Raw genomic sequence first — 22160 nt, 5'->3', positions numbered from 1 at the left:
ATGTCCTATATTCCTATTATTGGCCTCGCGGTGGCCATATTTGTCCTGATCTTCTTGGTATTGCGAACGCGTATTCATGCGTTACTTGCCATGTTGATTGCAGCAGCTATTGCAGGTATCTCAGGTGGGTTAACCGCCGCAGAAACCGTCTCTGTAATTACAAAAGGTTTTGGTAGCACACTCGGTGGTATCGGTATTGTTATCGGTCTCGGGGTAATGATGGGAAGGGTACTAGAAGTTTCTGGTGCCGCTGAACAAATAGCGTATAGCTTTATTCGTTGGTTAGGGAAAAAACGCGAAGAATGGGCGCTGGCTATCACAGGTTATATCGTCAGTATTCCAATTTTCGTTGACTCCGCATTCGTGATCCTCTACCCATTAGCGAAGGCATTAGCGAAAAATGGTAAGCGTAGTCTGCTGACACTTGGTGTCGCATTAGCTGGTGGCTTAGTGGTTACTCACCACACTGTGCCGCCGACTCCGGGTCCTTTAGGGGTTGCTGGGATCTTCGGTGTGGATATTGGTGCCATGATCTTAACGGGGATGACCCTTGCTATCCCTTGCGTTATTGGGATCGTATTTTACGCGAAGTGGTTAGCTGTTAAATACCCTGAGTTTATGCCCGATGAAAGCAACAACGCAGATCTGAAAGAAATTCACGACCGCTATATGGAAGAAAAGGCGAACAAGCCGTTACCAAGCCTCTTCTTATCTGTATTACCTATCGTAACACCGATCTTGTTGATCTTTATCAATGCGGTCAACGGGTTATTGCTAAAAACCGACGCCTTTCAAGGGATGGAGAATAATTGGTATTTCCAAACCTTTGAATTCCTTGGTGCACCAATAATTGCTCTGTCTATCAGTGTGTTGATTGCCGTTTATACGCTGATGCCAAAAGCGACGAAAGAAGAAGTCATCGACCGCATGGAAGAAGGCTTACAGTCAGCCGGGATCATCTTACTGGTAACAGGTGCGGGTGGTGCGTTAGGTGCGGTTTTACGTGACAGTGGTACGGGGAATATTTTAGCGGAGCATGTGGCGAGTTTACCAATCACTCCAGTGTTGATCCCATTTATTATCGCCACATTGGTACGTTTAATTCAGGGTTCGGGCACCGTCGCGATGATCACAGCGGCATCGATTTCTGCTCCCATTATTAGCCAGATCCCTGATATCAATCTGCTTGTTGCGGCTCAAGCTGCGACAATGGGGTCACTGTTCTTTGGTTATTTCAACGACAGCCTCTACTGGGTTGTTAACCGAATGATGGGTATTAAGGACGTTAGACAACAGATGATGGTTTGGTCTATCCCAACAACGATAGCTTGGGCCATTGGTCTAGTAGGCGTTCTGATCCTTGATGTAGTTCTCTGATAGATAAACTATCTTTTATTTCTGCCAATAATTCAAAGCGCCTTCGGGCGCTTTTTCGTGACTTTCTTTCATATCGTCTATACTGATTGCATATTTGTATTTAAAACAATTAATTTGTGATCTAAATCACCATTTAATGAAATCTAGATAAAATCATTTCCATTAAAAGTGACTACGGTCACTAAATTGACATGGGTTTACCGCTATATTAATCACAACGTATAAATTCAATGATGCCATTGTGTAAAGGAGTTTGATATGTCTGACGTATTCCACTTAGGGCTAAAAAAGAGTGACTTACAGGGTGCAACCGTTGCAATTGTTCCCGGTGATCCAAATCGTGTCGAAAAAATCGCACGCCTGATGGATAATCCGGTACATCTCGCTTCTTTACGTGAGTTCACCTCTTGGCGTGGTGAGCTTGATGGTAAAGCAGTCATTATTTGTTCAACGGGAATTGGTGGTCCTTCAACCTCTATTGCTGTAGAAGAACTTGCGCAGCTAGGTATTCGTACTTTCTTGCGTATTGGTACTACAGGGGCTATTCAAGAAAATATTAATGTTGGTGATGTGTTAGTGACAACCGCAGCCGTAAGATTAGACGGTGCGAGCCAACATTTTGCGCCATTGGAATACCCAGCCGTTGCTAACTTTACTTGTACGAATGCACTCTATGATGCAGCGAAAGAAGCGGGTGCAACAGTCCATGTGGGTGTGACTGCTTCATCGGATACCTTCTATCCAGGCCAAGAGCGTTATGACACCTATACTGGTCGTGTGATGCGCCATTTCAGAGGTTCAATGAAAGAATGGCAAGATATGGGCGTGATGAACTATGAGATGGAATCAGCGACGTTGCTGACCATGTGCTCAAGCCAAGGCCTACGTGCGGGTATGGTTGCAGGTGTGATTGTTAACCGTACTCAACAAGAAATTCCAGACGAAGCACTGTTGAAGAAAACAGAAAGCAATGTATTAAGCATTGTTGTTGAAGCTGCGCGTCGTCTACTTTAATTTCTCCTATTACTGGCTCGTTTACTTTGATGTTCGCTCGGTTGTGAATAAACCGTAGACGAGCCCAGTTTTCTTTCTCTTTTTCGATATTGATTACATTTCAATGCACTCTTTTATGAATACCTGCTTAACGGCGGGTATTTTTTCTGATTTTTTTCCGGTCATAATCTGTTATGGTTTTAGTCATAATCAATATCATAGGTAGCGATAATTATGACAAAAACACCTTATTTACACCCTTCAGTATTACCGTTAAAAGGTGGAATTAACTTCCGTGACCTCGGCGGAAAAAAATTAGCCAATGGCAACAAAATAAAATCAGGCGTGCTATTTCGTTCAGGAGCTTTGAACCATTTAACGACAGAGGATTTGGCCGTTTTACAATCACAAAACCTTTATCAAATCTTGGATTACCGTGATGTGGCGGAAACAAAAGCAAAACCAGATATGATTTGGGATGGTGCTCATTATGTTAATGCCCCAGCGAACCCTATGGCAAAGGAGGTCAGTGCCGACTTAGGTCAACTGACACCAGAGTCACTTGAACAGTTTGACCCTAAAATATTTATGGGGCGCCTTTACGAGCTATTGCCTTTAAATAATCCTGCTTACCATCAACTTGTGAGTATGTTAAAGCAGCCTGAAAAAGGGGGGATCGTTCAGCATTGTGCGGTCGGTAAAGATCGTACTGGTGTTGGCGCCGCTTTGGTACTATTTGCGCTGGGTGCAGACTTAGATACCGTCATGGAAGATTACCTACTGACAAATGAAACCCTCGCGCCATTCCGTAAGCATTTATTGGAAGAGCATGCACAAAGGATGAGTGACAGTGTGGTGAAAAAGTTTGAGTATGTCTATTCTGTGCGTGAAGAATTTCTTATGACAGCCATAAATAGCATAAAAACACATTATGGTAGTATTGATAAATGGCTGGAGAGTGATTTTGGACTGGATAATGCTGGCAGAAGCTTACTTCAAAGTTATTTCCTCGAATAATTAGTTTAAGATTGGTTTATTACATATTAGTTAATGTATTAAACCAATCCATTATAAGGGAGAAAGGCTGTGACGTTGAATGAAATCGTCCATACAGTGACCGAATTTACCCGTGAACATGAAATATGGGCGCTGCCAATCATCTTCTTTCTAGCATTTGGTGAATCTTTAGCCTTTTTATCTTTGCTGTTGCCTGCAACTGTCATCCTGTTAGGTTTAGGTGCCCTCATCGGCGAAAGTGGTATTACATTCTGGCCTGTATGGCTTGCGGCAACGTTAGGGGCATTTTTTGGTGATTGGCTCTCTTATTGGTTTGGTTTTCACTATAAAGATAACGTCCGTAAAATGTGGCCGATTTCTCGCAAACCTCAAATGATTGATAGAGGACAGCACTTTTTCAATCGTTGGGGCATATGGAGTGTCTTTTTAGGGCGTTTCTTCGGGCCATTCAGAGCTGTCGTACCTTTAGTGGCTGGGATTTGTAAAATGCCTAAACGCTATTTTCAGGCGGCAAACCTAGTGTCTGCGATGATTTGGGCATTTGGTATATTAGCGCCAGGTGCATTTGGATTACGTTGGCTAGCTCAGTGGATGGGCTAAGCTGCGAATCGTCTCGCAATTTAGGGCTTGTTTTAAATTACTTCTGGACTGATATACAGTATCCGATTACCTTACCCTAGATCTCGTCATGTAAGGATTTAACAGTGGATACCTCTCTTTTATATGGGGTTATTGGCGCCCTTGGCGGTATATTAATTGGCGGCTTAGCCGTTTGGCTGTTTATTGCGCAAAAACTTAACCAAAAAGAGCAAGAACTCCAACACATTAATCGTCAACTTGCGGCCAGTGATGAAAAAAACATCCATCTTTCTGAGTGGAAAATGGAATATGAACGTCTCGATCAAGAGTTGCGAACACTCAGAGATATTAATCGTGAGCAAGAAGCTGAATTACGAGAAATCACAACACGTTTTGAGCAAAGCCAGCTAGCCAATGAAGAGAAACAGCGCCTGCTGCAAAACAGTGAGCAGCGGTTAACGATTCAATTTGAAAATTTAGCCAACCGAATTTTTGAGCAGAATGAGCGTAGGGCATCAGAGCAGCAGCAAAAAAGCTTGATTGCCATGCTATCCCCATTTCGTGAACAGCTTGAGGGGTTCCGCCAACAGGTACAGCAAAGCTTTGGTGAAGAAGCCAAAGAGCGGCATACACTGGCGTATGAAATCCGTCAGTTACAGCAGCTAAATACTCAAATGACCAAAGAAGCGGTTAACCTGACTCGAGCCCTTAAAGGGGATAACAAGATCCAAGGAAACTGGGGAGAAACCATTCTGACGCGGATCTTGGAAGCTTCTGGTTTACGCAAAGGGAGTGAGTTTGAAACACAAGTCAGTATTAATACCAGCTATAACAGCCGTTATCAGCCTGATGTGATTATCCGCTTGCCTGAAGGTAAAGACGTGATTGTTGATGCAAAAATGTCACTGGTCGCTTATGAAAGATATTTCAATAGTGAAGACCCTGACGAACAAACTCAGGCTATCAAAAACCATGTAGCTTCAATTCGTAATCACATGCGTATGCTAAGTCATAAGGACTATCATCAACTACCGGGGATACGCTCTTTAGATTATGTATTGATGTTTATTCCAATTGAACCGGCTTACTTATTGGCTTTAAAAGAATCGCCTGAGCTACTTGATGAAGGTATAAAACAGAATATCATGTTAGTTTGCCCTTCCACATTATTAGTGGCGGTGCGAACAATTAACAATTTGTGGCGCTATGAACGCCAAGGGCAAAATGCGCAAGAAATTGCCGCAAAAGCCGCAAAAATGTACGACAAATTACGCCTTTTTGTTGATGACATGCAACTTTTAGGGGCAAGCCTTGATAAAGCGGATAATGCTTACCAATCCGCAATGAAAAGGTTGGCTGAGGGGCGTGGTAATTTAATTAGTCAGGCAGAAAGCTTTAAAGAAATGGGGGTTGAGGTAAAACAGCCTATTTCACCACAGCTCGTTGAAAAGTCAGATAAGCCATATTGTGCGGAATCTTAGACTTCTTGATAGGGTTTTACCTCAAAGACTGTTACACTTCCTACAAAAGTTTGAATTATAAACAGGCATAATAGAAATGACAGAACCATCAAAAGAAACTATTGATTTTGGTTTCCGTACCGTAGGCAAAGAAGATAAAGTTGGCCTTGTGGCTAATGTTTTTCACTCTGTAGCATCAAAATATGACTTGATGAATGATTTAATGTCTTTCGGCATTCATCGTGTCTGGAAACGTTTTACGATAGAAGCCAGTGGTGTACGTCGTAACCAACGTGTTTTAGATCTTGCTGGTGGTACTGGTGATTTAACCGCGAAGTTTTCTCGTCTTGTCGGTGAAAAAGGTGAGGTGATCCTCGCTGATATTAACGACTCTATGTTAAAAATGGGACGTGAAAAATTACGTGATCTTGGTATTGTTGGTAATGTTAGCTATGTTCAAGCCAACGCAGAAGAACTGCCATTCCCTGATAACTATTTTGATTGTATCACCATCTCTTTTGGGCTACGTAATGTGACCGATAAAGACAAAGCTTTGCGCTCAATGTTCAGAGTGTTAAAGCCAGGTGGTCGTCTGCTAGTACTTGAATTCTCTAAGCCTGTAATTGAGCCGCTTAATAAGGCTTATGACGCGTATTCATTCCATGTTCTACCTCGTATTGGTCAAGCTGTGGTTGGGGATCCTGATAGCTATCGTTATCTTGCAGAATCTATCCGTATGCACCCAGACCAAGAAACACTGAAATCAATGATGGAAAATGCAGGCTTTGAACAAGTCTCCTATACCAATATGACAGGTGGTATTGTCGCATTGCATAAAGGGTTTAAATTCTAAGATGGAAGCCACATCAGCACAGGCTGAAAGCCAAAATACAGTGTTATATTCTTTAATGACGGCATTCATGGAAACATGTTTGAATCATATGTTATTTAAAGAATCGGTCTTAAAACCCGCTAGAGCACGCTTAGCGGGTAAAGTCATGTCTATCGATTTGAAAGAGCTGAATAAAACATTGACGTTGATTTTCAGTGATAACCATGTCGATGTTTTAAGCCAATGGCATGAGCCTGCTGATTGTACAATCAAAACATCCCTCTTTACGCTAATTAAGCTAAAAGACAAACAACAGTTATCACAGCTAATCAATAGTGGTGAAATTGTTATTGAAGGTGATATGCAGGTTGTACAGCATTGGTCGTCATTATTAGATATGGCAATTTGGGATCCTGCACACTATCTATCCCCTTACTTAGGCGATGTCGCGGCACAAGGTATTAGCCAAGTACTACGCAAGGGCGCGAGTTTAGCTTCACATTTAGCATGCAGGCAAAAAAACTATATCAAAGACACACTGCTTGAAGAGTGGAAAATGGCTCCAAACCCACTCGAACTGGCTTATTTTAGTGATGAAGTAGAACAAGTTTCTGATTCACTAAGTGAGCTAGAAAAACGATTGAGCCAGTTGGAGGAGTATAATGACGCCCGGTGAAATAAAACGTCTCTACTTTATTATTCGGGTATTCCTTTCGTATGGTTTGGATGAGCTCATCCCAAAAGTAAAGCTGACGTTACCGCTGCGTATTGGTCGTTTTGGTTTCTTTTGGATTAAAAACCAGCATAAGGGCAAAGAGCTTGGTGAGCGTTTACGTTTAGCTTTACAAGAATTGGGGCCTGTCTGGATCAAGTTTGGGCAGATGCTATCTACCCGACGCGATCTGTTTCCACCCGCTATCGCTGACCAACTCTCTTTGCTGCAAGATAAGGTCGCTAGCTTTGACGGCAAACTGGCTCGTCGTTACATTGAAGAATCATTAGGCGGCCCACTCGAACAGTGGTTTGATGATTTCGATGAAAAGGCACTAGCGTCAGCTTCGATTGCTCAAGTACATACCGCAAAACTCAAAGAGAATGGTAAGGAAGTCGTTTTAAAAGTTATCCGTCCTGATATCCTGCCGGTTATCAAAGCGGATGTAAAACTCATGTATCGTATCGCTAATTGGGTGCCTTTACTGCCTGATGGTCGCCGTCTACGCCCTAAAGAAGTGGTTCGTGAATATGAAAAAACCTTGATCGATGAGCTAAATCTCTTACGTGAATCGGCTAATGCTATTCAGCTTCGTCGTAATTTTGAGAATAGCTCAATGCTATATGTACCAGAGGTTTATGCCGATTATTGTCGCGAAAACGTTATGGTCATGGAGCGTATCTATGGTATTCCTGTTTCCGATATTGCGGCTTTAAAAGCGCAAGGGACAAACATGAAAATCTTGGCGGAAAGGGGCGTGAAAGTCTTCTTTACTCAAGTTTTTCGTGACAGCTTTTTCCATGCAGATATGCACCCCGGCAATATTTTTGTCAGCTATGAGCACCCTGAAGATCCGCTGTATATCGGCATCGATTGTGGTATTGTTGGTTCACTGAATAAAGAAGATAAGCGCTATCTTGCAGAGAACTTTATTGCTTTCTTTAATCGTGATTACCGCAAGGTCGCTGAGCTGCATGTCGACTCAGGTTGGGTGCCAGCAGATACTAACGTTGAAGATTTTGAGTTTGCTATCAGAACCGTTTGTGAACCTATTTTCGAAAAACCGTTAGCTGAAATTTCATTTGGGCATGTGCTATTAAACTTATTTAATACTGCGCGCCGTTTCAATATGGAAGTGCAGCCCCAACTTGTACTGCTACAGAAAACCTTACTCTATATTGAAGGCTTAGGCCGTCAGCTTTATCCTCAATTGGATCTATGGAAAACGGCGAAACCATTTTTAGAAGATTGGGTACACAGTCAAGTCGGTATTCCTGCAATTACCCAAGCGTTAAAAGAGAAAGCCCCTTACTGGGCCGAGAAAATGCCTGAAATTCCAGACTTAATTTATGGTGCTTTGCGTCAACATAAGTTCTTACAGTCCAATATCGAACAATTGTCAGAACAATTAAAACAGCAACGTAATAAACAGCGTAAGTCTCAATACCTATTAGGAATTGGTGCAACACTGATTCTTTGCGGGAGTTTATTCTTTATTTCCGCTTCAAATAGAATGGCTATAGCATTTATGTCTGCTGGCGCGTTATCATGGATTATAGGCTGGTATAAATCGGGGAAAAGTTAAGTAAACCTTGTTTTGCGACAAGTTTATAAGCCTGTGAATATTTCCGTATTGTGAGCAGGTTGTATATAATGGGATAAATAACTATTGATCCCACTTTTACAGAGGTATAAACAATGGAATCAACTATTGCAACGGCCGCTTTTGGTAGCCCTTGGCAACTTATTATTATTGCTCTACTTATTATTTTAATTTTCGGCACCAAAAAATTACGTTCTCTGGGGTCGGATTTAGGTGAATCATTGAAAGGCTTTAAAAAAGCGATGAACGATGATGAAGCTGCTAAGGCTGCAAAAGAAGAGCAAGAAAAACAAGATGCTGACTTTGCACCTAAAAATATTACAGAACAGCAACAGGCTGCTGACAAGAAAGACAGCCCAGTTGAGAGCAAAAATAAAGAGCAGGGTTAAACCGTGTTTGACATAGGTTTCAGTGAACTGCTGCTTGTTGCAGTTATTGGTCTTGTCGTCTTAGGCCCTGAGCGCCTACCAGTAGCAGTGAGAACTGTTGCTGGTTGGATCCGTGCGATGCGTTCATTAGCCTCCAATGTGCAAAATGAATTGTCACAAGAACTCAAATTGCAAGAGTTACAAGACACGTTGAAAAAAGTTCAGGAAAAAGCGGGTATGGAAACGCTTTCCCCTGAACTGAAACAATCTATGGATGAGCTTCGCCAAGCTGCACAATCATTAAAAACAGGATATCACTCGACAACAGAGAGCGTTGCAAGTGAGCTACAAAAAGCAAAAGAGTTAACTGATAACTACGACAATGCAGTTAAAGATGCTCAAAATAAAGCTTCGCAACCTTCAGAGTCTGAATCGGATCCTGATCCTGAATATGCAGCAAAAATGGCAGCTGTCGTCGATGAGCCGACAAAGCCATCGCTAAACAATGACAGCGACCAGCAAAATGGCGTTACAGAGAAAAAAAATCCTAATCAGACAGAAAGCGAAAAATAGAACATGGCTGTAAATGATACACAACCACTTATTAGCCACCTCATTGAACTCAGGAAGCGGCTGTTAAACTGTTTGATTACGGTTTTGATTGTGTTCGCTGCCTTAGCTTACTTTTCAAATGATATATATCGGCTAGTCGCCGCACCTTTGATTGATAAGCTTCCTGTTGGTTCTCAAATGAGTGCGACAGATGTGGCATCAACCTTTTTCACTCCAATTAAACTGACCATGATGGTATCGGTATTTATTTCGATACCGGTGATCCTATACCAAATTTGGGCCTTTATTGCGCCTGCGTTATATAAGCACGAACGTCGGCTGATGCTGCCTTTATTGGTCTCTAGTAGCTTCCTTTTCTATTTAGGGATGGCTTTTGCTTACTTTGTTGTCTTCCCATTAGCCTTTGGTTTCTTTGTCAAAACAACACCGGATAGCGTCAATTTCATTCCTGATATTAGTAAATATCTCAGTTTTGTAATGACCTTATTTATGGCATTTGGTGCGGCCTTTGAAGTACCGATTGCTATTATTCTGTTGTGTTGGACCGGCGTCACAACCCCTGAATCACTAAAACGCAAACGGCCTTATATTTTAGTCGGTGCATTTATTGTGGGGATGTTTTTAACGCCACCAGATGTACTTTCTCAAACGTTACTTGCCGTGCCAATGTATCTGTTGTTTGAGCTTGGTGTGCTTTTATCTAACTTTTATGTGGGTAAAGGTCGGCGAGATCGGGAAAATAATGAAGAAGACGATGAAGAGAAAGAAGAGTCTTAATTTATCGTTATTCAGTCTATAAAAACTCGATTTATAACTGCACTCAACAGGTTGGTAGCCAACCCAATTAAGGTGCAGTTTTTTTATGTGGGTTAAGATAGCTTTTTAAACTGAGTATTATCGAGTACTTTAGACACATTTTTATTTAAAATATTCAGTAATAAGATTGAGCGTGATTCACCATTAGGCTCATCATAAATTGCCTGAATACCTGCAAAAATGCCTTCGGTAATCAAGACATTATCACCATGAGTTGGCGTTTCGGGATCGACGAGATGCCCAAGGGGCGCTTGTTGCAAAAGTTCGATGATTTCGTCTGGTACAATGGCGGGGTGTAGGCCAAAACGGACAAAATGGCTGACACCGCGAGTGGATTGTATTGTAGTGGTATGGATTTCGTTATGATCGAACTTCACGAACAGATAATTAGGGAATAGCGGCTCTTGTACTTTTGTTCGCTTTCCTCTAACCACTTTTTCTATTTCTGTCATGGGAGTCATGCAGATCACATTTTGCCTATTTAGGTGCTCTATGGCCCTATCAATTTGGCCACGTTTACAATATAGCAGATGCCATTTTTCCATTTCTTAAACCCAATACAACAAAATTATGCTCATCATAACAAATTAAAGTATAAAAATGTGACTAATCGACAAAGTAAGAATAGCATTTAGAATCAGAAATATATACTAACTAAAAATCAATAAATTATAGTTAGTGATAATGTAATAACAGGTTATCTAGGAGACAGCATGGAAATTTTTTTATTGAGTAACGGTAAGCTTCCAAACAATCCAGTATGGCTAAGTTATGCCTTACCTCGTATCCATGAAATGATCGCACGTAGGAACATTACATCAGCGGTATTGGTGCCTTATGCGATATTACGGGATCCTCATGATGAGCGAGCAGAGCAATTAAGCGAAGCTTTAGGTATTAAAGTTACGTCAATTGAACATTTTTCCAGCCCTGTCGAAGCGATTGAACAAGCAGAATGTATCCTTGTAAGTGGGGGCAATACATGGTGGTTAAATAAATGCCTGCATGAAAATGGGTTGATTGTTGCTATCCAGCGCGCGGTTAAAGAGCGTGATGTTCCCTATATTGGTTGGAGTGCGGGTTGTAATGTGGCTACACCAAGTATTCGTACGACCAATGATATGCCTGTGAGTAATGCGGTGATTATGCCGTCTTTGGGGTTGTTTCCCGTACAGATAAATCCCCACTATATCGATTCTCATATCTCAGGTCATATGGGGGAAACGCGAGATGAGCGATTACAAGAGTTTTGTGTCATCAACCCTCATGAAGTCGTGGTTGCACTGAGAGAAGGTAGTGGATTACAGATTAAAGGCAACACATTGACTTATTTCAGTGGTAAAAATGAAGGTTTTAAACTCTTTCAGCACAACCAATCATTCCCTGAACAGTTTGATACTTTATCATTAAAAACATTGGTTCCATTCGATTGCCAGTAAAATAAGATGTTTTTGACTATAACCATATTGATTATGAATAGTTTTTATGGGTAACTTGTAACCTTGGCCGGACGTCTTATAATGAGACTCCCTCTGTAATAGTAAAAGATGACAATGAAATACCGTGACCTAAGAGACTTCATTGCCCAGCTTGAAAAGCAAGGCGAACTAAAACGTATTACGATGGAAGTCGACCCTTACCTCGAAATGACGGAAATAGCTGATCGCACGCTTAGAGCAGGGGGCCCTGCCTTATTATTTGAAAACCCTAAAGGCTATGATATGCCCGTTTTGTGCAACCTATTTGGCACAACCAAACGTGTTGCGATGGGAATGGGGCAGGAAGATATCAAGGCACTACACGATGTTGGTAAGCTGCTTGCTTTTCTAAAAGAGCCGGATCCACCGAAAGGTTTTCGTGACCTGTTTGATAAATTACCTAAGTTCAAACAGGTACTCAACATGCCAGCAAAACGGCTAAGCTCAGCCCCTTGCCAAGAGCAAATTTGGGCGGGGGATGACGTCGATTTAACCAAAATCCCTGTTATGCACTGCTGGCCTGAAGATGCTGCGCCGCTGATTACATGGGGATTAACGGTAACAAGAGGCCCTAATAAAGAGCGTCAAAACTTGGGTATTTACCGCCAACAGGTGTTGGGGAAAAATAAAGTGATCATGCGTTGGCTCTCTCACCGCGGTGGTGCGCTGGATTTTCAAGAGTGGTGCCAACAGCATCCGGGGGAAAAATTCCCTGTCGCAGTAGCGCTTGGTGCGGATCCTGCAACTATCCTAGGTGCGGTGACTCCAGTTCCTGATACGCTGTCTGAATATGCGTTCGCCGGTTTATTACGTGGTAATAAAACGGAAGTCGTTAAATGTATCTCGAATGATCTTGAAGTACCTGCGGGCGCTGAGATTATCTTAGAAGGCTACATTGAACCTGGTGAGCTCGCGCCGGAAGGGCCTTATGGTGATCATACTGGTTATTATAATGAGATAGATAGTTTCCCTGTCTTTACGGTAACCCATGTTACTCAACGCCGTGATGCGATTTACCATTCTACCTATACAGGCCGGCCACCCGATGAGCCTGCCGTACTGGGTGAAGCCCTAAATGAAGTCCTAGTACCTATTTTACAAAAGCAGTTTCCAGAAATCGTCGATTTTTACCTTCCTCCAGAAGGGTGCTCATATCGTCTTGCTGTTGTTACGATGAAAAAACAATACGCAGGCCATGCAAAACGCGTCATGATGGGTGTTTGGTCTTACCTCCGTCAATTTATGTACACAAAATTTGTTATTGTGTGTGACGATGATATCAATGCGCGTGACTGGAAAGATGTGATCTGGGCGATAACCACTCGTATGGATCCTGCTCGTGATACTGTTATGATGGAAAATACACCTATCGATTATCTTGATTTTGCATCACCAGTCTCTGGTCTAGGGTCAAAAATGGGGCTAGATGCAACAAATAAATGGCCCGGTGAGACAAACAGGGAATGGGGTAGGCCAATTGTTATGGATGAACAAGTGAAGTCGCGAATTGATGATATTTGGGATCAATTGAATATTTTTGAAAAATAAGAGGGGAGCCATGGCAACTTTGAGCTGTAAAGTCACATCTGTTGAGTCCATAACTGACACAGTATATCGGGTTATTTTGTTGCCGGATGGTCCTTTTCATTTTAAAGCAGGTCAGTACCTTATGGTGATCATGGATGAGCGTGATAAGCGCCCATTCTCAATGGCATCTACACCTGCTAATAACGAAACAATTGAATTACATATTGGCGCTTCAGAAATCAATCTTTATGCCATGGCGGTGATGGATCGAATTTTAGATCAACGCCGCATCGATATTGATATCCCACATGGCAAGGCATGGTTTAGAGAAAATAGCCAAAACCCAATGATCTTAGTTGCAGGGGGCACGGGGTTTTCTTACACGCATTCGATCCTACTCGCGGCTCTCATGGAAAACCCTTCTAGAGATATTACCTTCTACTGGGGGGGGCGTCAGCTAGAGCACCTTTACGACTTAGGAGAGCTGCAAGCGCTTAGTGAACGTTATCCTAATCTAAAAGTGATACCTATCGTTGAACAACCGGATGAACAATGGAGAGGGCGCTCAGGAACGGTTTTAAGTGGGGTATTGGAAGATTTTGGTGATTTGTCCTCCTATGATATTTACATAGCAGGGCGTTTTGAAATGGCAAAAATCGCCAGAGAACGTTTTTGTGCAGAGCGTAATGCAAAGCCTGAACAATTATTTGGTGATGCCTACGAGTTTATTTAAATGATAATTTACTGAATATTTGAATCGATGGCCTGTGGCATGATTGAGCGTATATGTGCCACTTTCCTTGTTGGTGATGACATTGATTGGTTGTTTTAGACAGTAACTTGTCAGTTAAACTTTGCCCAAATGGATAAACCAAGTGGCAAAAAAGAAAAAGCCCGCCCCTGACTAGGCGGGAATGTTGACAACATACAACAACACTACGGCAACTCGCGGCTATACCCTTTATATTTCAATTGGCGCAGGTTTAGCTGTTTGGCATTGCTCAGATAATACCGTTTTTGAGCTTATCCTTTTGGCAAACATGCGCTTGAACGACTTAGGGTATAGACACACTATACACGCTCAATGATCGTGGCAATGCCTTGCCCAAATCCGATACACATTGTTGCTAGGCCAAATTGTTTATCCTTCAGCTCTAACTGATTGAGCAATGCCGTTGTAATCCTTGCCCCAGAACAACCCAGAGGGTGGCCCAATGCAATAGCACCGCCATTAAGGTTGACTTTTTCATCAATAAGGCTTTCTGGCAGTTTCAGCCCTTTTAAGCAGGCAATGGATTGAGCGGCAAATGCTTCATTTAATTCAATAATATCGATATCCGCTAATGATAACCCCGCGCGTTTTAGCGCTAGCTCTGTAGCAGGAACTGGCCCAAAGCCCATGATTGAAGGATCACAGCCAACAACGGCCATTGAGCGAACTTTGGCACGTGGCTTGAGCCCTCGTTCTTTAGCGTAGCTTTCGCCTGTGATGAGCATTGCTGACGCCCCATCTGAAAGGGCAGAAGAGTTACCTGCCGTGACGGTACCACTTACGGGGTCAAAGGCGGGGCGCAATGATGCTAGGCTTTCGAGGCTTGCATCAAAACGGATAACTTCATCATAATCCACGGCAAAGAGATTGCCTTGGCTGTCATGCCCAGCTACGGGCGCTATTTCATGTTTAAATTGACCATTTTTAGTGGCTTGGGCAGCACGTTGGTGCGATCTAAGGGCAAACGCATCTTGCTCCTCACGGCTAATTTTGTACATTTTAGCCAGCATTTCTGCGGTTAGGCCCATTGCACCAGCCGCTTTTGCGACACGTAACGTTAATTTAGGGTTGAAATCAATACCATGTGTCATGGGAACATGACCCATGTGCTCCACACCACCAATTAAGACTGAGTTTGCATCGCCTGTCATAATAAGTCGGCTAGCATCATGCAGAGCTTGCATTGAAGAGCCACACAAACGGTTAACTGTGACCGCAGGAACTGTATGTGGGATATCAGTCAGTAACGCAGCGTTTTTAGCGATATTAAACCCTTGTTCAAGGGTCTGTTGCACACAGCCCCAAATAATATCATTGAGTTCTTTTTTGCTTGCGTTAGGGTTGCGTTCAAAAATCACATTCATCAGGTGTGCTGAGAGGTCTTCCGCTCGGACATGGCGAAATACACCGCCCTTTGAACGCCCCATTGGTGTACGTATTCCATCGATAATAACGACATTTTCCATACTATTAGCCTCTCGCAACTTTTTTAATATCAATTGCCACTACAGGTGGCTTCGCATAATAACTGGAATTGGCCTGAGATTTTTCTTTGAGACCCGCAGGAATTTGATACAGAGGGCTTAACTGAGCATAGGTCTCCGCTGTCTTAGCATAAGATTGTGTGCCAACGGTATCTAAGTAGCGGAAGACGCCTCCTCGGAAAGGAGGGAACCCAAGGCCGTAAACTAAAGCGATGTCTGCATCGGCAGGGCTTTGAATGATGCCCTCTTCTAAACAACGAACGACCTCATTGATCATCGGGATCATCATACGTGCAATGATCTCTTCTTTTGTAAATGAGCGCTTGCCTTGACTGATTGAGGCGAGTAATGCATCTGTGGCGGGGTCATCAACTTTCTTTGGCTTTCCTTTTTTATCTTTTTCATATTGATAAAAGCCTTTGCCATTTTTTTGCCCAAACCGTTTTTCTTCAAACATAACATCAATAGCATTTTTGCCTGTTTTACTCATGCGCTCAGGGAACCCTAGTGCCATTACATGCTCTGCATGGGATGCGGTATCAATACCAACTACATCAAGAAGATATGCAGGTCCCATCGGCCAGCCAAATTCTTTTTCCATGACTTTATCGATTTCTCTGAAATCCGCACCATCTTGTAGTAGTAAGTTAAAACCTGCAAAGTAAGGGAAAAGAACCCTATTGACGAAGAAACCAGGGCAGTCATTAACGACAATGGGGGTTTTACCCATTTTGTTGGCGTAAGCGACGACTTTGGCGATGGTATCCTCTGAGGTTTTTTGACCACGAATAACCTCAACAAGCGGCATGCGATGCACAGGGTTGAAGAAGTGCATACCACAAAAATTTTCGGGACGTTTTAACGACTTCGCTAGCTCAGTAATCGGTATGGTCGACGTATTAGACGCTAAAATTGTTTCTGGGCTAACTAATGCTTCAACTTCCGTCAGCACAGCGGCTTTAATTTTGGGGTTTTCAACGACCGCTTCCACGATCACTTGTGAATTTTCGATACCCGCGTAAGAAAGCGAAGGATGAATCGATGCGAGTGTTTTCGCCATTTTTGAGGCATTGATTTTCCCGCGCTCAAATTGACCATTTAATAGTTTATGAGCCTCTTCGATGCCTAAATCTAAAGATTTTTCATTAATATCCTTCATGAGCACAGGAACGCCTTTACTTGCGGACTGGTAGGCTATTCCACCTCCCATAATTCCTGCTCCTAGTACTGCGGCATGTTGAGGCGCTTCAACGTGACGAGAAAGCTGTTTGCTTGTTGATTTAACTTGCTGATCATTTAAGAAAATACTAACTAATGAGCGAGCAACATCGCTATGAGCAAGTGGAACAAAAGCTGCTGTTTCATGTTTTAGGGCTTCAGTACGAGCACAGTTGGCTGCTTTTTCAATGGTATTGACTGCCGTCATAGGGGCGGGGTAGTGTTTTCCTGCAACCTTATACACCATACCTTTTGCAACATTAAAGCTCATGCTCTGTTCAATAGGGCTAAGTTGTAATGGTTGTAACTTAGGTTGACGTCTTTGCTGCCAATTAATCGCTCCTGCGATTGCTGATTCAATGAGGGCAAGGGCTGATTCTACAAGTTTGTCCGTCTCAACAACGGCATCAACCAAGCCGAATTTGAGTGATTCTGCGGCACTAATGTCTTTGCCTGCGGTAATAATTTCTAGGGCGCTATCTAAACCGATTAATCGAGGTAAACGAACAGAGCCGCCAAAGCCCGGCATAATACCGAGTTTCGTTTCAGGTAACCCAATACGCGCATCTGGAGTAGCAATACGTAAGTCAGTAGAAAGAATACATTCACAGCCTCCACCTAGCGCATACCCATTAATGGCGCTAAGAGTAGGAACAGGTAAGTCTTCGATACGATTAAAAATACCATTTGCGTAGCCTAACCACTCGCTTAGGGTCTCTGCTGGTGCTTCAAAAAGTGAAAGAAACTCTTTGATATCTGCCCCAACAATAAATGCAGGCTTGTCAGATCTTAGAATAACGCCTAATAGGCCTGATTGCTGTTCAAGTACAGCAACTGCTTCATCAAGTGAAGCAACGGTATGAGTATCCAATTTATTTATTGGCCCAGGCGAGTTAAAAACGAGTTCTGCAATACCTGTTTTCAACCATTGAACATAGATTGTTTCACTTTGATAAAGCATGCCGTTCTCCTTATGATGATTTTATCATCTGGTACGACCAGATAGAGTTGAGTGTGACTAGAATGTTAAGGGAATGCAAATAATTGATAACAAAACTGGAACGTTGATCACAGCAAATAAGTGAAATATAGGAGAGGGAAAATAGTATTCTATTTAATAATCAGTTGATTAAGTGGATTTCCCCTCAGATTGCATACCAGTCAATTCAAGAACGTGCTAAGCTTGGATTTTCTAATAAAACTGAAAGGTTGAATGAAATGGAAAAACTGACTGCACTCTACGCTGACCATATTAAAACTTTGCAAACAACAACTCAGCAGGTCTTACAACGCAGCAAGCTAGACGCCATACTGATTCATTCGGGTGAACCTCAACGTATTTTTCTTGATGACAGCGACTATCCTTTCAAAGTGAATCCTCACTTTAAAGCATGGGTGCCTGTCACCGATGTTCCACATTCTTGGTTATTAGTGGATGGTGTGAATAAACCTAAACTTTGGTTCTATTCTCCCGTTGATTATTGGCACAGCGTTGAGCCATTACCAAATAGCTTTTGGACCAAAGAAGTTGAGCTTATTCATTTAAAAAATGCAGATGATATTAGTGAGTTTTTAGCGAATATACCTAAAGAAAATATTGCCTATATTGGTTCTGCTAAAGCTAGAGCGGAATCACTGGGTATTCGCCTACAAAATATTAACCCAAAACCTGTCGTTGATTTCTATCATTTCCATCGTTCTTATAAAACAGATTATGAAATGTATTGCATGCGTGAAGCGCAAAAAATGGCGGTAAATGGTCATTTATCGGCATTCGAGGCTTTCCAAGCAGGCATGAGTGAGTTTGATATCAACATCAGTTACTTACAAGCGACAGGGCATCGCGATACAGATGTACCTTATGGAAATATTGTTGCACTCAATGAAAATGCAGCCGTATTGCATTACACTAAATTACAGCAACAAGCACCGAATGAAATAAGAAGCTTTCTGATTGATGCAGGGGCTGAGTATAACGGCTATGCTGCTGATATAACTCGTACTTATGCCGCAAAAGGCAAAAGTGAGTTTGCTGCTCTTGTTGCCGATATGAATAAAGAACAGTTGGCCTTGATTGATACCATCAAAGCAGGTGTACGTTATACCGATTACCATGTCGATATGCACCATCGAATTGCTAAACTATTGAAAAAACACTCAATCATTAAGGGAATTAGCGAAGAAACTATGGTGGAGCAAGGGCTAACCACGCCATTCCTACCCCATGGGTTAGGCCATCCTCTAGGTTTACAAGTTCATGATGCTGCTGGTTTTATGCAGGATGAAGATGGCACACTGCTTGCTGCACCGAAAATGTATCCTTTCCTTCGCTGCACTCGCGTACTGGAACCAAGAATGGTGCTGACTATTGAACCCGGCCTTTATTTTATCGAATCGTTACTGTCATCTTGGCGCTCAGGCGAATTTGCTCAACACTTTAATTGGGAAAAAATTGAGCAGTTCAAACCTTATGGGGGTATTCGTATTGAAGATAACATCATCATTCATCATAATCGGATTGAAAATATGACGCGAGATTTGCAACTACCGTAATGAAACCTTATTTAATACCGGCTGAATCTATCTGTTATACAGAAGAAATTAAAAAAAGCCGTTTTATTACCTATCTTGCACATACAGAAGGTATTGATGCCGCAAAGGAGTATATTCAATCCATTAAAGCTCAATACCCAGATGCTCGGCACCATTGCTGGGCATTTGTTGCAGGGCGCCCAGATGATTCTCAGCAGTTAGGTTTTTCCGACGATGGTGAGCCAACAGGAACGGCCGGAAAGCCAATAATGGCACAATTGCTCGGCAGCAATCTTGGGGAGATCACCTGTGTTGTTGTACGTTATTTTGGTGGTATCAAACTAGGGACAGGCGGTTTAGTTAAAGCTTATGGTAATGGTGCTCAGCAAGCACTTAAGTTATTACCAACACAAACAAAAGTACCGCAAAAATTTTTCCAGCTAGTTTGTGATTATGCATTTATTAATACGGTTGAGCAGCTAGTTACGCAGGTCAACGGGATGATTTTACACAGTGAATATAACGAATCTGTTTCCCTACGAATTGCAATTCCTGCTACCTTAGAGCAAGAAGTCAATGATAAATTACGCGATATGAGTCGCGGGGCTTTAGAACTCATACCTGAATCTGAATAGTCAATTGGTTAGCAAGGAACCTGCCGAATGCATTTTCGTGCAATAACCCGTATTGTCGGGCTACTCGTTATTATCTTCTCTTTTACCATGGTTGTGCCGGGTATTGTTGCGCTTATTTATCGTGATGGAGCAGGTCGAGCATTTAGTCAAACGTTTGTTACGGCTTTAGTGCTCGGATTACTGTTATGGATCCCAACGCGCAACAGCAAGCATGAACTTAAAGCAAAAGAAGGGTTTCTTATTGTCGTCTTGTTTTGGACCGTGCTAGGAAGTGTGGGGGCATTACCTTTTATTTTTTCTGAAAAGCCAAACCTTTCCATAACCGATGCTTTTTTTGAATCCTTTTCTGGGTTAACCACAACAGGAGCGACAACGTTAACTGGGCTCGATACGCTCCCGAAAGCCATCTTATTTTATAGGCAAATGCTACAGTGGTTAGGTGGGATGGGGATCATCGTACTTGCTGTGGCGATCCTGCCATTACTCGGTGTTGGGGGAATGCAGCTTTACCGTGCTGAAATGCCTGGGCCGCTTAAAGATAATAAAATGCGACCGCGTATTGCAGAAACGGCAAAAACCCTTTGGCTCATCTATGTATTGCTGACGATTGTATGTGCGATTGCGCTGTGGATAGCAGGTATGGATGTGTTTGATGCCATCTCTCATAGTTTTTCTACAATAGCGATTGGTGGTTTTTCAACGCATGACGCGAGTGTGGGGTATTTCAATAGCCCAGCGATAAATACCATTATTGCGGTTTTCTTAATTATCTCAGGTTGTAATTTTGGTCTGCACTTTGCCGTGCTTACTGGGCGTAGCTTAGGTATCTATTGGCGCGATCCTGAATTTAAAACATTCATTAGCTTCCAGTTAGCCCTCGTCATTATCTGTACACTGGTTTTACTTTATCACTCAGTGTATGGCTCTTTTGGGCAAACATTAGATCAGGCATTTTTCCAAGTTGTCTCAATGGCAACAACTGCAGGTTTTACAACAGATAGTTTTGCCGGATGGCCTTTGTTCCTGCCGATGCTTCTTCTATGTGCCGCATTTGTTGGCGGTTGTGCTGGTTCAACAGGAGGCGGATTAAAAGTTATCCGTATCTTGCTATTGTTTTTGCAAGGATCTCGGGAATTAAAAAGGCTTGTTCACCCAAATGCCGTTTACACCATAAAGTTAGGGCAAAGAGCTTTACCTGAAAGGATCATCGAAGCGGTATGGGGCTTCTTTTCAGCATATGCGCTCGTTTTTATCGTCAGTTTACTTCTATTAATTGCAACGGGTGTCGATGAATTTTCTGCTTTTTCAGCTATCGCAACAACGTTAAATAACCTAGGGCCAGGCCTTGGCACTGTCGCTGATAACTTTACATCGATGAACCCAGCAGGGAAATGGATACTGGTAGTGACTATGCTGTTCGGTCGTCTTGAAGTCTTTACATTATTAGTGTTATTCACGCCAACCTTCTGGCGCGATTAATAAGATAGGATCAAGAATGAGTTACTTACTTTTGCATTCGAGCACAGATGGACAAACTAAAAAAATTGTTTTGAAAATGGCGGAGCAACTACGAAGTGTAGGGCGCCAATGTGATATTCGAGATTTAAATAGCGAAAAAAATATCAATATTACATCGTATGAAAAGGTGTTAGTTGGAGCGTCTATTCGTTATGGTCACTTCAATAAAGCACTGATGCGGTTCGCAACGATTCATCAAAGCCAATTAAATACAATGAAAACCGCTTTCTTTGGTGTGAACTTAACTGCGCGCAAAGAAGGCAAAGATACTCCTGAAACGAATGCCTATACGCGCAAGTTTCTGGAGAAAAGCCCTTGGCAACCAACACTAAGCTCAGTATTTGCTGGCGCATTGTTCTATCCACGTTATGGTTGGTTCGATAAGACGATGATTCGACTTATTATGAAAATGACAGATGGGCCAACCGACCCAAATACAGAGATAGAATATACGGACTGGGAAAAAGTGAGCAAGTTTACACAGGAATTTGACTGTTTATAGCTCATATCTTTAACGATAAGTGGTGTTTTTAAACGATTTGTTTAATGTTTCATCGGTTGAATTAAAAAGTTTAAAAAACACTTGCTAGAATTTTCTGACTCCCTATAATGCGCATCCGTTGTCACGACAAACCGCTTCGGTGGTCAGGTTAGAAAAGAAATCGG

Annotated in this window: 21 protein-coding genes; 18 read left to right on the top strand and 3 right to left on the bottom strand. The window is 42.4% G+C overall.

The window, feature by feature from the left end:
* The 11 genes from PR709_RS16060 (at window position 1) to tatC (ending at window position 10291) form a co-directional block, all read left to right on the top strand.
* Window positions 1-1377 carry a GntP family permease gene (locus PR709_RS16060; RefSeq protein ID WP_004924699.1) on the top strand — a complete coding sequence of 459 codons (1377 nt, stop codon included), beginning with the start codon at window positions 1-3 and terminating at the stop codon, window positions 1375-1377.
* A 258-nt stretch (window positions 1378-1635) separates the two neighbouring features.
* Window positions 1636-2391, top strand: a complete 756-nt coding sequence (gene udp, locus PR709_RS16055; protein ID WP_004924702.1) for a uridine phosphorylase — start codon at window positions 1636-1638, stop codon at window positions 2389-2391.
* 213 nt (window positions 2392-2604) lie between these two features.
* The gene (locus tag PR709_RS16050; RefSeq protein WP_004924704.1) at window positions 2605-3387 is read left to right on the top strand and encodes a tyrosine-protein phosphatase; all 783 of its coding nucleotides are present in this window, start codon (window positions 2605-2607) and stop codon (window positions 3385-3387) included.
* A 69-nt stretch (window positions 3388-3456) separates the two neighbouring features.
* Window positions 3457-3987, top strand: a complete 531-nt coding sequence (locus PR709_RS16045) for a DedA family protein (protein ID WP_004924706.1) — start codon at window positions 3457-3459, stop codon at window positions 3985-3987.
* A gap of 104 nt (window positions 3988-4091) precedes the next feature.
* Entirely contained in the window at window positions 4092-5447 is a 1356-nt protein-coding gene (gene rmuC / locus PR709_RS16040) for a DNA recombination protein RmuC (protein ID WP_004924708.1), read from the top strand.
* Between the two features lie 76 nt (window positions 5448-5523).
* The gene (ubiE, locus tag PR709_RS16035; protein WP_004924710.1) at window positions 5524-6279 is read left to right on the top strand and encodes a bifunctional demethylmenaquinone methyltransferase/2-methoxy-6-polyprenyl-1,4-benzoquinol methylase UbiE; all 756 of its coding nucleotides are present in this window, start codon (window positions 5524-5526) and stop codon (window positions 6277-6279) included.
* A gap of 1 nt (window position 6280) precedes the next feature.
* The gene (locus PR709_RS16030; RefSeq protein ID WP_004924712.1) at window positions 6281-6934 is read left to right on the top strand and encodes a ubiquinone biosynthesis accessory factor UbiJ; all 654 of its coding nucleotides are present in this window, start codon (window positions 6281-6283) and stop codon (window positions 6932-6934) included.
* Window positions 6921-8555 carry a ubiquinone biosynthesis regulatory protein kinase UbiB gene (gene ubiB / locus PR709_RS16025; RefSeq protein WP_004924714.1) on the top strand — a complete coding sequence of 545 codons (1635 nt, stop codon included), beginning with the start codon at window positions 6921-6923 and terminating at the stop codon, window positions 8553-8555. Before PR709_RS16030 ends, ubiB begins: the two co-directional genes overlap by 14 nt.
* Window positions 8556-8668: 113 nt before the next feature.
* Window positions 8669-8962, top strand: a complete 294-nt coding sequence (gene tatA / locus PR709_RS16020) for a twin-arginine translocase TatA/TatE family subunit (protein WP_004924718.1) — start codon at window positions 8669-8671, stop codon at window positions 8960-8962.
* Window positions 8963-8965: 3 nt separating this feature from the next.
* Complete coding sequence (tatB, locus tag PR709_RS16015; RefSeq protein ID WP_004924720.1) at window positions 8966-9514, top strand: Sec-independent protein translocase protein TatB; 549 nt, start codon at window positions 8966-8968, stop codon at window positions 9512-9514.
* Between the two features lie 3 nt (window positions 9515-9517).
* The gene (gene tatC, locus PR709_RS16010) at window positions 9518-10291 is read left to right on the top strand and encodes a Sec-independent protein translocase subunit TatC (RefSeq protein WP_004924722.1); all 774 of its coding nucleotides are present in this window, start codon (window positions 9518-9520) and stop codon (window positions 10289-10291) included.
* Window positions 10292-10383: 92 nt separating this feature from the next.
* Here tatC and rfaH read toward each other — a convergent pair whose 3' ends face one another.
* Window positions 10384-10875, bottom strand: a complete 492-nt coding sequence (rfaH, locus tag PR709_RS16005) for a transcription/translation regulatory transformer protein RfaH (protein WP_004924724.1) — start codon at window positions 10873-10875, stop codon at window positions 10384-10386.
* A gap of 168 nt (window positions 10876-11043) precedes the next feature.
* Here rfaH and pepE point away from each other — a divergent pair, with 168 nt between their 5' ends.
* From pepE to fre, 3 genes are all read left to right on the top strand, one after another.
* A complete protein-coding gene (gene pepE, locus PR709_RS16000) occupies window positions 11044-11769 on the top strand; it encodes a dipeptidase PepE (RefSeq protein ID WP_036941971.1) in 726 nt (241 codons plus the stop codon).
* A gap of 114 nt (window positions 11770-11883) precedes the next feature.
* Entirely contained in the window at window positions 11884-13356 is a 1473-nt protein-coding gene (gene ubiD / locus PR709_RS15995; protein ID WP_036941968.1) for a 4-hydroxy-3-polyprenylbenzoate decarboxylase, read from the top strand.
* A 10-nt stretch (window positions 13357-13366) separates the two neighbouring features.
* Complete coding sequence (gene fre / locus PR709_RS15990) at window positions 13367-14068, top strand: NAD(P)H-flavin reductase (RefSeq protein WP_014656858.1); 702 nt, start codon at window positions 13367-13369, stop codon at window positions 14066-14068.
* Window positions 14069-14406: 338 nt separating this feature from the next.
* Here fre and fadA read toward each other — a convergent pair whose 3' ends face one another.
* Entirely contained in the window at window positions 14407-15573 is a 1167-nt protein-coding gene (fadA, locus tag PR709_RS15985; RefSeq protein ID WP_014656857.1) for an acetyl-CoA C-acyltransferase FadA, read from the bottom strand.
* A gap of 4 nt (window positions 15574-15577) precedes the next feature.
* Window positions 15578-17770: a fatty acid oxidation complex subunit alpha FadB gene (gene fadB / locus PR709_RS15980; protein ID WP_004924732.1), complete on the bottom strand. Its 2193-nt coding sequence runs from the start codon at window positions 17768-17770 to the stop codon at window positions 15578-15580.
* A 257-nt stretch (window positions 17771-18027) separates the two neighbouring features.
* Here fadB and pepQ point away from each other — a divergent pair, with 257 nt between their 5' ends.
* From pepQ to hemG, 4 genes are read left to right on the top strand one after another with little or no spacing between them, the layout of a single operon-like run.
* Entirely contained in the window at window positions 18028-19362 is a 1335-nt protein-coding gene (gene pepQ / locus PR709_RS15975) for a Xaa-Pro dipeptidase (protein ID WP_014656855.1), read from the top strand.
* On the top strand, window positions 19362-19976 hold the full coding sequence (locus PR709_RS15970) for an IMPACT family protein (RefSeq protein WP_004924737.1): 615 nt from the start codon (window positions 19362-19364) through the stop codon (window positions 19974-19976). Before pepQ ends, PR709_RS15970 begins: the two co-directional genes overlap by 1 nt.
* 27 nt (window positions 19977-20003) lie before the next feature.
* Window positions 20004-21455 (top strand): Trk system potassium transporter TrkH, encoded by a 1452-nt coding sequence (gene trkH / locus PR709_RS15965; RefSeq protein ID WP_004924738.1) that lies wholly within the window; start codon window positions 20004-20006, stop codon window positions 21453-21455.
* A 16-nt stretch (window positions 21456-21471) separates the two neighbouring features.
* Complete coding sequence (hemG, locus tag PR709_RS15960) at window positions 21472-21996, top strand: menaquinone-dependent protoporphyrinogen IX dehydrogenase (protein ID WP_004924740.1); 525 nt, start codon at window positions 21472-21474, stop codon at window positions 21994-21996.
* Window positions 21997-22160: the final 164 nt, after the last annotated feature.

This window comes from Providencia sp. PROV267, assembly GCF_028477825.1.
Classification (GTDB): Bacteria; Pseudomonadota; Gammaproteobacteria; order Enterobacterales; family Enterobacteriaceae; genus Providencia; species Providencia stuartii.
Note: the sequence above shows the minus strand (reverse complement) of the source record. Positions and strands in the feature narration are given on the sequence as shown.

Bases quoted from the DNA above. Each gene is read 5' to 3' on its own strand.
- PR709_RS16060 (WP_004924699.1), top strand. From the start codon at position 1: ATGTCCTATATTCCTATTATTGGCCTCGCGGTGGCCATATTTGTCCTG.
- udp (WP_004924702.1), top strand. From the start codon at position 1,636: ATGTCTGACGTATTCCACTTAGGGCTAAAAAAGAGTGACTTACAGGGT.
- PR709_RS16050 (WP_004924704.1), top strand. From the start codon at position 2,605: ATGACAAAAACACCTTATTTACACCCTTCAGTATTACCGTTAAAAGGT.
- ubiE (WP_004924710.1), top strand. From the start codon at position 5,524: ATGACAGAACCATCAAAAGAAACTATTGATTTTGGTTTCCGTACCGTA.
- PR709_RS16030 (WP_004924712.1), top strand. From the start codon at position 6,281: ATGGAAGCCACATCAGCACAGGCTGAAAGCCAAAATACAGTGTTATAT.
- ubiB (WP_004924714.1), top strand. From the start codon at position 6,921: ATGACGCCCGGTGAAATAAAACGTCTCTACTTTATTATTCGGGTATTC.
- tatA (WP_004924718.1), top strand. From the start codon at position 8,669: ATGGAATCAACTATTGCAACGGCCGCTTTTGGTAGCCCTTGGCAACTT.
- tatC (WP_004924722.1), top strand. From the start codon at position 9,518: ATGGCTGTAAATGATACACAACCACTTATTAGCCACCTCATTGAACTC.
- rfaH (WP_004924724.1), bottom strand. From the start codon at position 10,875: ATGGAAAAATGGCATCTGCTATATTGTAAACGTGGCCAAATTGATAGG.
- pepE (WP_036941971.1), top strand. From the start codon at position 11,044: ATGGAAATTTTTTTATTGAGTAACGGTAAGCTTCCAAACAATCCAGTA.
- ubiD (WP_036941968.1), top strand. From the start codon at position 11,884: ATGAAATACCGTGACCTAAGAGACTTCATTGCCCAGCTTGAAAAGCAA.
- fre (WP_014656858.1), top strand. From the start codon at position 13,367: ATGGCAACTTTGAGCTGTAAAGTCACATCTGTTGAGTCCATAACTGAC.
- fadA (WP_014656857.1), bottom strand. From the start codon at position 15,573: ATGGAAAATGTCGTTATTATCGATGGAATACGTACACCAATGGGGCGT.
- fadB (WP_004924732.1), bottom strand. From the start codon at position 17,770: ATGCTTTATCAAAGTGAAACAATCTATGTTCAATGGTTGAAAACAGGT.
- pepQ (WP_014656855.1), top strand. From the start codon at position 18,028: ATGGAAAAACTGACTGCACTCTACGCTGACCATATTAAAACTTTGCAA.
- PR709_RS15970 (WP_004924737.1), top strand. From the start codon at position 19,362: ATGAAACCTTATTTAATACCGGCTGAATCTATCTGTTATACAGAAGAA.
- trkH (WP_004924738.1), top strand. From the start codon at position 20,004: ATGCATTTTCGTGCAATAACCCGTATTGTCGGGCTACTCGTTATTATC.
- hemG (WP_004924740.1), top strand. From the start codon at position 21,472: ATGAGTTACTTACTTTTGCATTCGAGCACAGATGGACAAACTAAAAAA.